We start from the raw sequence: 10,927 nt of genomic DNA on the forward strand, positions 1-10,927 counted from the left end.
ATAAACGGTGATAAGGAATGTATTTATATTTTCCTTCCTGTATAAACTCGGCCACGCCGCCCTGCCCGGCAACTACTACATTTCTTGGGTTCCAGGTAAATTTATAATTCCAGAGATTGGTATCGCTTTCAGGAGCTACAAGGCCGCCAGTAAAAGATTCAAATAAAAGTATTTTTCCGCCTTTATCACGAATACGGTCTATAACCTGCATTGCACTCATATGATCAATACCGGGATCTACCCCAATTTCATTCATAAATATGAGTCCGTTTTGTTTTACTTCTTCATCTAAAGCTTTCATTTCTTTGCTTATGTAAGAGGCGGTCACCATATTCTTTTTGAACTTTACGCAAGCTTTGGCAACTTCTATATGAAATCTCGCCGGAAGCATGGAAATCACGATATCGGCACTTTTCACCGCGTTTTCCCTGCTTTCAGCATTAAAAACATCTAAATGAAAAGCTTCGCAATGTTTTTTATTCTTGCAGGCTTTTTTAGCATTATCAAGATTAATATCTCCAATTCTTAAAAAGAGATCTTCTGTCCCGGCTTTGGACAAAAGATGGTCGATTAGGACAGAAGTAGATTTTCCTGCCCCGATTATTAAAATGTTGTTCATAAAATAAATTAGTTTTGTGTAGTGGTTTACGAATGTATTAAATCTTTAACTCATAAAAAATAACCTAAATGAATAGGAAATTTTTAATAACCGGGGCAATTTTTGGACTTTTAGCAGTAATAATTGGTGCTTTTGGTGCACATGGCTTAAAACCATTATTAGATGCCGTAGCAAGAGATTCTTTTGAAACGGGGGTTAAATATCAAATGTATCATGGTTTGTTACTTCTTTTTATTGGAGGTTTTAAAATGCCCTCATTTCGTTTTCAAAAACCAATCTTTTATCTGCTCCTATTTGGCGTAATTTGCTTTTCTGGATCTATATATTTACTCGCCACCAATAATTTAACAACTATAGATTTTACGGCAATTGCATTAGTGACCCCGCTGGGAGGTACGCTATTAATAGCCGCGTGGATTTTTTTACTGGTGGAATTCATAAAATTTAAGTCTAAATAATTTAAGAAAGTTTAGCAGTTTATGTGTATAAGATTTATAATTTTGTACCCATAACAAACCACACACTTTAAATTTATGCTTGCACACACCCAAACTACGAAAACGATTTCGTTAGAAAACTACGGGATCAGAAATGCAACGGTACACTACCAGTTATCTCCTGAAGAACTTCATTACGATACTTTAGAACATGGTCTTGGTACCGAAACAAATTCGGGCGCCCTGGCTATTAACACGGGAGCTTATACCGGGAGATCGCCAAAAGATCGTTTTATTGTAAAAGATGAAATTACCCGCGACAAAGTTTGGTGGGGAGATATCAATATTCCTTTTGATGCTGCCAAATTCGACAAACTTTATGATAAGGTTGCCAATTACCTTTCTGATAAGGAAATTTACGCTCGCGATGCCTATGCCTGCGCCGAAGAAAAATACCGCTTAAATATTAGGGTGGTAAATGAGTATCCCTGGTCTAATATGTTTGCCTATAATATGTTTTTAAGGCCGGAAGAAAAGGAACTCGAAAGCTTTAAGGAAGAATGGCTAATTCTTAACGCTCCCGGTTTTAAGGCAAATCCTGAAGTAGATGGAACGCGCCAGGAGAATTTTGCTATTCTTAATTTCAGAAAAAAAATTGCTTTAATTGGTGGAACCGGCTACACAGGGGAGATTAAAAAAGGAATATTTTCAGCCTTAAATTTTATACTTCCGGTAGATAAAAATACGCTTCCAATGCATTGCTCTGCTAATGTTGGTGAAGATGGTGATACCGCCATATTTTTTGGACTTTCGGGAACGGGAAAAACCACTTTATCTGCAGATCCTGACAGAAAACTAATTGGTGATGATGAACACGGTTGGACCAAAGAAAATACAATTTTTAATTTTGAAGGGGGCTGCTACGCTAAGGTGATAAACCTTACCGAAGAAAATGAACCAGATATTTACCGAGCCATCAAGCCGGGAGCTATTTTGGAAAATGTAATCTTGGACGAGGACGGGAATGTAGATTTTTCTGATACCAGCATAACTCAAAATACAAGAGTTAGTTATCCTATTCATCATATAGATAATATTCAGGTGCCATCGGTAGGTGAAAATCCCAAGAATATATTCTTTTTAACCGCCGATGCTTTTGGGGTTTTGCCCCCAATAAGTAAACTTACGCCGGGCCAGGCGGCTTATCATTTTATAAGCGGTTATACGGCAAAAGTTGCGGGTACCGAAGCTGGAATAGATGAACCTGTACCAAGTTTTTCAGCCTGTTTTGGTGCGCCTTTTATGCCTTTGCACCCTACAAAATATGCCGAAATGTTAAGCGCTAAAATGAAAGAAGCCGGAGTAAATGTTTGGTTAATTAATACTGGATGGACCGGTGGGCCATATGGTACCGGAAACCGAATGAAATTAAAATATACCCGGGCTATGATTAGCGCTGCGCTAAATGGCGAATTAAAAGATGCGGAATTTAGTACGCATAATATGTTCGGGCTACAGATGCCATTAAATTGTCCTAACGTGCCTGCAGAAGTTTTAAATCCCAGAAATACCTGGAAAGATACTGCAGCTTATGATAAAAAAGCAGGAGAACTGGCAAATTCCTTTAAAAAGAACTTTGAAAAGTTTGAAGCATATGCTAATGATGAAATTATGGCCGGCGGGCCAACTTCATCCTAGCATTATTTTTAATTAGTTAATTGATTCAAAAAAAATCCGGTGTAAAATGCACCGGATTTTTTATTTAAAAAAATATAAATGGAAGGTAATCTTAACTCACTAGAGTGAGGTTTAAAATTCTTCTATAGGTTATTTCTTATTTGCTTCTGCAATATATTTTTGCAACGCCATGGTCATAGATGGGGTATCTGGAGTTGGCGCTTTTATATTAACGGTTAACCCGTGTTCTTTTGCTGCCTTTATGGTTGTATTTCCAAATACCGCAATTTTTGTTTCTTTCTGCTCAAAGTCTGGGAAATTTTCAAATAAAGATTTGATTCCGCTTGGGCTAAAAAATACCAGGATATCATAGGTTACATCGCGTAGGTTAGAAAGGTCACTTACCACGGTTTTGTAAAACGTAGCTTGTTTCCATTCTACGCCCAATTTGTTTAGCGTTTTTGGAACATCTGGCTTCAGCATATCTGAAGACGGAAGTAAAAACTTTTCGTTCTTGTATTTCTTAATAAGCGGGGAAAGATCGGCAAAAGTTCTTTTTCCAACATAAATTTTCCGCTTGCGGTAAACTACATATTTTTGCAAATAGTAAGCTACAGCTTCACTTAAACAAAAGTATTTCAGGGTGTCTGGCACCTTAAAACGCAATTCTTCGGCGATTCTAAAAAAATGATCTACAGCATTACGGCTGGTAAGAATAATTGCAGAATATTTAGTAAGATCTACTTTTTGCTGGCGTACTTCCTTAGAAGAAACACCTTCTACGTGAATAAAAGGGATGAAATCAATTTTTACTTTTTGTTTTTCCTCAAGCTCAAAATAAGGAGAGTTCTCTACTTTAGGTTCGGGCTGGGAAACTAAAATTGTTTTCACTTTCATATATCAATACTTTTATTTGGTCCTTTGTTTAAATTGTAATTAGCTTGTACAAAATAATATAGGGGGCAATTTCGAGAGCGCAAAGGTACAAAATAAAATAAAACCAATTGCCAGTAATAAGGTTTTGATTTTCCCGGTAGATTAATAACAGGCTAAAAATATTGCTTAGGACTAAAATACCCAATAAAGTATATAGGGCAAAAGCGGTAGGAGTAAAGGTATAGACGAATATTAAGCTAGGGATTAATAATATAAGTCCTATAAAATTGCGGTAGCTTATTTTTTGATAGAGATAAGAATCTATTTGCGGGTCTAAATTAAAAACGTTGCCAACTATTTTTTCCAGCCCAAATTTTAATAGAACAAAACTACCATAAGCAGTAGCAATACGTATAAAAACAAAAGCCGGGTTTAAAGTTGTGTCCTTCCAAAAGAAACTGAAAAACAGGTAGAAAAGCAGGGAAAAAGAGATGAGGTGAACAAAGAAAAGCAAAATGTTAAAAGGATGAAAAGCTTTGTTCTTCTTTCCTCTAAACATCATAAATTTGTTAGAGGAAAGCAGTGAAAGAAAATCCTCAAAACGTTGTGGATATACTGTTCTTACAATAGCCAGTAATAGAAATGCACCCATTAGCGTGAGGGTGATCCAGTCTAGTGAAACAATATGTCTTTCTATGGCTTCCAGGATTAAAACTTTTTTTGCAAATGTATAATTATTTTGAGGTTAAAACTTGAAGGTGATGCCGGGAAACGAAGATTTAAAATGCATACATTTGTGCAAAAATTGATAAGATGGTAAAGGGGATAGTCATTATACCCACCTTTAATGAAATTGAAAACATTGAGCGGCTGGTTAGAAACGTGTTTTCCCAACCTACACAATTTCATATTTTGGTGGTAGATGATAATTCTCCCGATGGCACTGCAACCCTGGTAAGAACCCTGCAAGCCGAATTTCATGATAGTCTTTTTCTTGAAGAAAGAGTTGGGAAATTAGGCTTGGGAACGGCTTACATTCACGGTTTTAAATGGGCGCTGCAAAGGGATTACGAGTATGTTTTTGAGATGGATGCCGATTTTTCTCATAATCCTAACGATCTTATAAGATTATACAATACCTGCAAAAGGAATAATGCCGATGTTGCCATAGGTTCCCGATATAAAACCGGGGTAAATGTAATTAACTGGCCTATGAGCAGGGTTTTATTATCCTGGCTGGCATCTAAATATGTAAGATTTATTACCGGAATGGATATTCACGATACCACCGCCGGTTTTGTTTGTTATAAAAGAAAAGTGCTGGAGACAATAGATTTGGATAGCATACAATTTGTTGGCTATGCCTTCCAGATAGAAATGAAGTTTAAAGCATATTTGCTAAAATATAATTTAGAAGAAGTTCCCGTAATCTTTACAGATAGAACACGAGGAACTTCAAAAATGAGTGGCTCCATAATTTCTGAAGCCATTTTTGGGGTAATAATAATGAAGATTAAAAGTCTTTTTAAGCAGATTAAATTGAAATGAAGAAAGTCTTAATCAAGAACGCGAAGATTGTAAACGAGGGTAAAATTAAAGAAGCCGATGTTTTTATTGAAGGTGGAATAATTGTAGAAATTGCCGAAAGCATTAGTGCCAAATCCCCAGATGTACAAATCTTTGATGCCGAAGGAACCCATTTGTTACCTGGTGTAATAGACGATCAGGTGCATTTTAGGGAGCCGGGGCTTACCCATAAAGATAACCTAGAAATGGGATCTCGTGCGGCTGTGGCTGGTGGAATTACTTCATTTATAGAAATGCCCAATACGCTTCCGCAAACTACCACCATAGAAGAATTAGAAAAGAAGTTTGAATTGGCTGCAGCAAAATCTTATGCCAATTACTCTTTTATGTTTGGTGGTACTAACGATAACCTGGAAGAAATTCTAAAAGTAGATCCTAAAACCACAGCAGCTTTAAAACTGTTTTTAGGTTCTTCTACAGGAAATATGCTGGTAGACGACGAAAAAACTTTAGAGCAAATTTTCTCAAAATCTCCATTGTTAATCGCTGTGCATTGTGAAGACGAAGAAACTATTCAGAAAAACTTACAGGAATGTGTAGAGCGCTTTGGCGATGATATTCCAATTGAGTTGCATCCACAAATTAGGAGCGAAGAAGCTTGTTATAAGTCTTCATCCAGAGCGGTAGCTTTGGCCAAAAAAACCGGCGCGAGATTACACGTTTTTCACGTTTCTACAGCAAAAGAATTGAGTTTATTCAGCAATAAAAAGAAACTTAAAGACAAAAAAATTACGGCTGAGGTTTGTATACATCATCTTTGGTTCAATGATTCTGACTATAAGAAAAAAGGAACTTTGATTAAATGGAATCCTGCGGTTAAAACTAAAAAGGATCAGGAAGCTTTAATGAAAGCTTTAAACGATGATCTTTTGGATGTGGTAGCTACAGACCATGCTCCGCATACTAAAGAAGAAAAGAAAAATGTATATACCAAGGCACCAAGTGGTGGCCCGTTGGTACAACATTCGCTTGCTGCAATGTTGCAGTTCTACCATCAGGAGAAAATTTCTTTAGAAAAGATTGTAGAAAAAATGTGTCATAATCCGGCTATTTTGTTTGAGATAAAAGATCGCGGATTTATTAGAGAGGGTTACAAAGCCGATTTGGTGCTGGTAGATCTAAACGCGCCGTGGGCTGTACAGCCAGATAATATTCAGTATAAATGTGGCTGGTCTCCTTTTGAGGGGGTAACCTTTAAATCTAGGGTTACACACACTTTTGTGAACGGTAATTTGGTGTATAAGAATTTTAAACATCAGCCTTTTGCGAATGTGGCAGAGCGTTTGCAGTTTGACCGATAATATGTGCAAAAAAATCTTCTTCCTGTTTTTTATAGTTGCAGCATTTGCTGCCTGCCAGAATATTGATGAATCTGAAAGGCCAGAAAATCTTATTCCTGAAGATAAAATGATAGATATAATTGTCGAAGTTTCCATAATGCAATCGGCCAGGAATTTTAATAAGCGTATGTTCGAAAATACCGGGATTAGAGGCCAGGAATATATCTTCGAGAAATACGATATAGATAGCGTTCAGTTTAAGCGTAGCAACGATTATTATGCCGATAACTTTGAAATTTATCAGCGCATCTACGATAGTGTAAAGAATCGTTTTGAAAAATTAAAAATTGAGCTAGATACACTGCAAAAGCAAGAACAACGAATTAAAGATTCTATTGCAAAAGTAAGACGTGATTCACTGGGAGTAGAAAAAGATTCTTTAAACCCTGATAAGGAAATTGAAGAAATTCCTGATTCCTTAGCTAAAGAAAAAGATTCGCTTAGCAGGAGTGTTTTAGACAGTTTGCCTCAACCAAGATCGCGAGACTAAGATTTATCCTGTTTGTAGAATTTAGCTGTTTCTGCAATTACATTTTTTATTGGGGTGAATTCAAAACCCAGGCTTTCTTTAATTTTTTTGTTTGAATATTTTGAATGTTGGAAAAGGGTTTTTACCGTGTTTTTGGTAATTTGTCTTTTTGCGCAAAAAAATCCACCAACTTTCTGAAAAAACCAACCTACCCAAAGCATCCATTTTTTAAGCGCTTTTTTAGGTGCAGTTTTATTCAATTCGATTGCAGTTTGCTCAAAAACAGATTTAAAACTTATATTTTCAGAAACCAGGATATAAGCTTCATTTTTTATTTCAGCTTCCATTAGCTGCTGCATTACATTTACTACATCTTTTACCCCAACAAAACCGGCTATTTTAGGAAAGTGATAGTTCAATCCTTTATCAATTTTAGAAAAAATTTGACCCGTACCTTCTTTCCAAAAGCCTGGTCCTATAATAATTCCGGGTTTTACTATTACCGTTGGTACGCCTTCTTGTGAGCCTCTCCAGGTTTCAATTTCGGCACCGTATTTAGAAATTGCATAATCGCTATGGTCTTCTTCGGGGTTCCACATAGCGCGCTCGTTAATCTCTTTGTTGTTTAAACTTCTGCCAAGTGCAGCAACACTGCTAACATAGCACAGTTTTTCAATTTTAAAAGCAACACAAAGGTTTACGATGTTTGCAGTGCCTTCAATATTTACTTTTCGCAGCTTTTTATCGTCTGCGGGATCAAAGGAAACAAGCGCAGCACAGTGGTAAACGTATTTTATATTTTCAAAAGCTTTATTTAGTTGAGGTACGTTGGTGATATCTGCCTCAAACCATTCAATTTGTTGGAATAAGCTTTTGGCTTCTTCAGTAGAAGTATAATAGTTGAGAACGTGCTCAACCGCTGCGAGGTCGCTATTTTTTCGGTGAAGGGCCCTAACTTTTTTTCTGGCTTTTAATAAATTCAGCAATAAATGTGAACCTACAAGTCCGGTGCCGCCTGTAACTAAAATCATGTGGTAAATATACCAAAACCACTTAGGAAAAATAAGAGTTTATGGTATCTTTACTCGATAGTTGAGATTTAAATCTCCAAAATTTTCCAGAAAATCTAAATATTTATTTCGTAAAACGGGTTCGGGGACTTGCTCCGAGCTTATTTACTATTATTTTTGAGCAAAATTATTTGAATTATGAATAAGAACTTTGTAGAAGAACTTACCTGGAGAGGTATGGTGCATGATGTCATGCCTGGAACCGAAGACCATCTAAAAGAAGGAATGCGTGCTGCTTATGTTGGAATTGACCCAACGGCCGATTCCCTGCATATAGGCCATCTTGTGAGCGTGATGATGCTTAGGCATTTTCAGCTTTGCGGGCATAAACCTTTTGCTTTAGTGGGTGGTGCTACAGGAATGATTGGTGATCCATCAGGGAAATCTGCAGAACGAAATTTGCTTGACGAAAAAACTTTACGGCATAACCAACAGGCTATAAAAAACCAGCTTTCTAAATTTCTGGAATTTGGAAAAGAAGAGGAAAATGCTGCCGAAATGGTAAATAATTACGACTGGATGAAAAATTTCAGTTTTTTGGAATTTATTCGCGATGTGGGGAAGCATATTACGGTAAATTATATGATGGCCAAAGATTCGGTTAAAAAGCGCTTATCTTCTGATGCTGCCGAGGGAATGTCTTTTACCGAATTTACTTACCAGTTGGTTCAGGGTTACGATTTTCTGCATTTATTTAGGGAAAAAGATTGTACGCTGCAAATGGGCGGTAGCGACCAGTGGGGAAATATCACTACCGGCACCGAGATGATTCGCCGTATTGGAAATGGAAAAGGATATGCCTTAACCTGCCCCTTAATTACAAAGGCTGATGGTACTAAATTTGGGAAAACCGAAGGCGGAAATGTTTGGCTAGATCCAAAGCGTACTTCTCCTTATAAATTCTACCAATATTGGTTAAACACCAGTGATGTTGATGCTGAAAAATATATCAAGATCTTTACATTGTTATGTAAAGCCGAAATAGATAAAATTGTTGACGAGCATAAAGAGTCGCCACATAAACGTGTGCTTCAAAAAACTTTAGCCGAAGAAATTACGGTTATGGTTCATTCTCGAGAAGATTTTGAGAACGCGGTAAAAGCTTCTGAAGTCCTTTTTGGAAAAAGTACCGCAGCCGATTTAAAATCTTTAAATGAAGCTACATTTTTAGATGTATTTGAAGGCGTACCACAAGCTGAAGTAGCTAAAGCCGAAATAGAAGAAGGCCTGGATATGATCGCGGCTTTATCGGCAAAAACTAATTTTCTGCAATCCAATGGTGAAGCCAGAAGGGCGCTTAAAGAAAATTCAGTTTCTGTAAATAAGGAGAAAGTAAAGGAAGATTATACCATCACTCCGCAAGATCTTATTAATGATAAATATGTAATTATTAATAAAGGAAAGAAGAATACCTATATTATAAGGGCATTTTAAGCTATTGATTGGTTTAATAAAATACAAAGCCCCATAAACAGGACGTTTATGGGGCTTGCAACTAACTAACCAATCTAATATGAAAAAATTTCACTTAGCCTGTAAGACTTATTTTATTCATAATTCATCTTACATTTAATAAGACGAGAAAACTGCTTAAAATTTACATGCTTTAATAAACTTTAACTATAAAGCACTGATATTTAAGTTTTTATTGGCGAATGTTGATAGAAGAAAGCTTATAGGATTAGAAGATTACATCCCCGAATATCACTATTATCAAATCTTCCGAGAATTTCGGTTTGATCTTTCTCGATTTTTCTACCTAAATCCTGGGTAGCAATAAATGAACAAGAGTTAAAATTAGCCAGATCTATTACGTTGATTCCGCCAGTTTTATGTGCTGGGAGATAGCTTAGCGCATCTTCGGCATCACGAATAAGGATTTTCATCCAGGGTGGAGTGCCAAAAATTCCGTCTCTTTCTGAATAGGCTTGTGAAAGTAACTCGGTCATTCCGTATTCACTATGAATCTTTTCTACTCCAAAACCTTGAGAAAGAATTTGATGCAGTTCTTCCCTAATCATTTCTTTACGCCGGCCTTTCATCCCACCGGTTTCCATAATAGTAGTATTCTTTAAGTTGAAATCGTAATTTTCAACTAAATCGAGAAGGGCAAAAGATACGCCCAGAAGAAGAATTTTTTTTCCGCTTTTGTCTAGTGCTGAAAGTTTCTTTTGAAGGTTCTCAAGTTCGTCCAGGTAAAATCCGCTTTCAGGATGTTTGCTGCGTTTTATAAGGCTATCGGCCATATAGATTAGCGAAGAGCCCCGGCGTTCTAAATAAGAAGGTAAAAGCGCTAAAACCACCATTTCTTTTGGTTTCCCGTAGAAAAGTTCAAAAGCTTTTAAAAAACTTTGCTCGTAAACCTTTAAATTGGTTACGTAATGTTTACTGGTGTTTAAACCCGTAGTTCCGCTACTGGTGAAAATTATTTCTTCTGAAGCTAAACCAGAAATTACCTTTTTCTTTTTGAAAAATTCTATAGGTAAAAATGGAATCTGTTCAATGGTTTGAACATTTTCGGGATTTCGATTTAATAACTCGCAAAACTCCCGGTAAACCTTATTATGCTGAAATTGATACGAAAATACTTCAAGAGTAATTTCATTAAAATCTTTCTGATTAGAAATATTAAAAATTCTTTCAGATAACATTCTCGTGGTTAAATTTAGTGAGGCGAAGTTAAGAAAACTAAGAAATGTCTGAAGTTTGAATTATCGCACCACCAATTTTCTTGTGGCAGAGGCTTCTTCTTCCTTGATTTTTAGAATATAAATTCCTGCACTAAGTGAAGAAACGTCAAGTTCTTTTCCTCTTAATTTGGTGCGTTGTACAGGTTTCCCCAAAACATTGTA

12 protein-coding genes are annotated in these 10,927 nt (G+C 36.5%); 6 read left to right on the forward strand and 6 right to left on the reverse strand.

What is annotated here, in order from left to right; genetic code table 11:
• A partial coding sequence (locus AACZ30_RS10650; protein WP_339649268.1) for a saccharopine dehydrogenase C-terminal domain-containing protein occupies positions 1–619 on the reverse strand: 619 nt, incomplete at its 3' end.
• A 68-nt stretch (positions 620–687) separates the two neighbouring features.
• Between AACZ30_RS10650 and AACZ30_RS10655 the strand changes: the two genes are divergently transcribed.
• Positions 688–1,077 carry a DUF423 domain-containing protein gene (locus AACZ30_RS10655; RefSeq protein WP_339649270.1) on the forward strand — a complete coding sequence of 130 codons (390 nt, stop codon included), beginning with the start codon at positions 688–690 and terminating at the stop codon, positions 1,075–1,077.
• A 75-nt stretch (positions 1,078–1,152) separates the two neighbouring features.
• Positions 1,153–2,754 (forward strand): phosphoenolpyruvate carboxykinase (ATP), encoded by a 1,602-nt coding sequence (gene pckA / locus AACZ30_RS10660; RefSeq protein WP_093304362.1) that lies wholly within the window; start codon positions 1,153–1,155, stop codon positions 2,752–2,754.
• Positions 2,755–2,883: 129 nt separating this feature from the next.
• On the opposite strand, the gene AACZ30_RS10665 is transcribed toward pckA, so the two are convergent.
• Both AACZ30_RS10665 and AACZ30_RS10670 read right to left on the reverse strand, forming a co-directional pair.
• Positions 2,884–3,630, reverse strand: a complete 747-nt coding sequence (locus AACZ30_RS10665; protein WP_075325108.1) for a uroporphyrinogen-III synthase — start codon at positions 3,628–3,630, stop codon at positions 2,884–2,886.
• Positions 3,631–3,658: 28 nt separating this feature from the next.
• Entirely contained in the window at positions 3,659–4,318 is a 660-nt protein-coding gene (locus AACZ30_RS10670; protein ID WP_339649278.1) for a DUF4271 domain-containing protein, read from the reverse strand.
• 104 nt (positions 4,319–4,422) lie between these two features.
• Here AACZ30_RS10670 and AACZ30_RS10675 point away from each other — a divergent pair, with 104 nt between their 5' ends.
• From AACZ30_RS10675 to AACZ30_RS10685, 3 genes are read left to right on the forward strand one after another with little or no spacing between them, the layout of a single operon-like run.
• The gene (locus AACZ30_RS10675) at positions 4,423–5,157 is read left to right on the forward strand and encodes a polyprenol monophosphomannose synthase (protein WP_208223143.1); all 735 of its coding nucleotides are present in this window, start codon (positions 4,423–4,425) and stop codon (positions 5,155–5,157) included.
• Positions 5,154–6,497 carry a dihydroorotase gene (locus tag AACZ30_RS10680; RefSeq protein ID WP_339649273.1) on the forward strand — a complete coding sequence of 448 codons (1,344 nt, stop codon included), beginning with the start codon at positions 5,154–5,156 and terminating at the stop codon, positions 6,495–6,497. Before AACZ30_RS10675 ends, AACZ30_RS10680 begins: the two co-directional genes overlap by 4 nt.
• Before the next feature lies 1 nt (position 6,498).
• The gene (locus AACZ30_RS10685; RefSeq protein WP_339649274.1) at positions 6,499–7,026 is read left to right on the forward strand and encodes a DUF4296 domain-containing protein; all 528 of its coding nucleotides are present in this window, start codon (positions 6,499–6,501) and stop codon (positions 7,024–7,026) included.
• On the opposite strand, the gene AACZ30_RS10690 is transcribed toward AACZ30_RS10685, so the two are convergent.
• Complete coding sequence (locus AACZ30_RS10690) at positions 7,023–8,036, reverse strand: NAD-dependent epimerase/dehydratase family protein (RefSeq protein ID WP_339649275.1); 1,014 nt, start codon at positions 8,034–8,036, stop codon at positions 7,023–7,025. The genes AACZ30_RS10685 and AACZ30_RS10690 overlap by 4 nt on opposite strands.
• Positions 8,037–8,213: 177 nt before the next feature.
• Here AACZ30_RS10690 and tyrS point away from each other — a divergent pair, with 177 nt between their 5' ends.
• On the forward strand, positions 8,214–9,509 hold the full coding sequence (tyrS, locus tag AACZ30_RS10695) for a tyrosine--tRNA ligase (protein WP_339649276.1): 1,296 nt from the start codon (positions 8,214–8,216) through the stop codon (positions 9,507–9,509).
• A 239-nt stretch (positions 9,510–9,748) separates the two neighbouring features.
• Here the strand turns inward: tyrS and AACZ30_RS10700 are convergent, their stop codons facing one another.
• The gene (locus AACZ30_RS10700; RefSeq protein WP_339649277.1) at positions 9,749–10,726 is read right to left on the reverse strand and encodes an acyl transferase; all 978 of its coding nucleotides are present in this window, start codon (positions 10,724–10,726) and stop codon (positions 9,749–9,751) included.
• A gap of 60 nt (positions 10,727–10,786) precedes the next feature.
• A complete protein-coding gene (locus AACZ30_RS10705) occupies positions 10,787–10,918 on the reverse strand; it encodes a T9SS type A sorting domain-containing protein (protein ID WP_339649280.1) in 132 nt (43 codons plus the stop codon).
• Positions 10,919–10,927 lie beyond the last annotated feature (9 nt).

The sequence above is a fragment of the uncultured Salegentibacter sp. genome (genome assembly GCF_963972535.1).
In the GTDB taxonomy this organism is placed as follows: Bacteria; Bacteroidota; Bacteroidia; order Flavobacteriales; family Flavobacteriaceae; genus Salegentibacter.

What these genes read in the sequence shown, in the direction of transcription:
- AACZ30_RS10675 (WP_208223143.1), top strand. Translation starts at nt 4,423, where the DNA reads ATGGTAAAGGGGATAGTCATTATACCCACCTTTAATGAAATTGAAAAC.
- AACZ30_RS10655 (WP_339649270.1), top strand. Translation starts at nt 688, where the DNA reads ATGAATAGGAAATTTTTAATAACCGGGGCAATTTTTGGACTTTTAGCA.
- tyrS (WP_339649276.1), top strand. Translation starts at nt 8,214, where the DNA reads ATGAATAAGAACTTTGTAGAAGAACTTACCTGGAGAGGTATGGTGCAT.
- AACZ30_RS10700 (WP_339649277.1), bottom strand. Translation starts at nt 10,726, where the DNA reads ATGTTATCTGAAAGAATTTTTAATATTTCTAATCAGAAAGATTTTAAT.
- AACZ30_RS10685 (WP_339649274.1), top strand. Translation starts at nt 6,499, where the DNA reads ATGTGCAAAAAAATCTTCTTCCTGTTTTTTATAGTTGCAGCATTTGCT.
- AACZ30_RS10680 (WP_339649273.1), top strand. Translation starts at nt 5,154, where the DNA reads ATGAAGAAAGTCTTAATCAAGAACGCGAAGATTGTAAACGAGGGTAAA.
- AACZ30_RS10690 (WP_339649275.1), bottom strand. Translation starts at nt 8,036, where the DNA reads ATGATTTTAGTTACAGGCGGCACCGGACTTGTAGGTTCACATTTATTG.
- pckA (WP_093304362.1), top strand. Translation starts at nt 1,153, where the DNA reads ATGCTTGCACACACCCAAACTACGAAAACGATTTCGTTAGAAAACTAC.
- AACZ30_RS10665 (WP_075325108.1), bottom strand. Translation starts at nt 3,630, where the DNA reads ATGAAAGTGAAAACAATTTTAGTTTCCCAGCCCGAACCTAAAGTAGAG.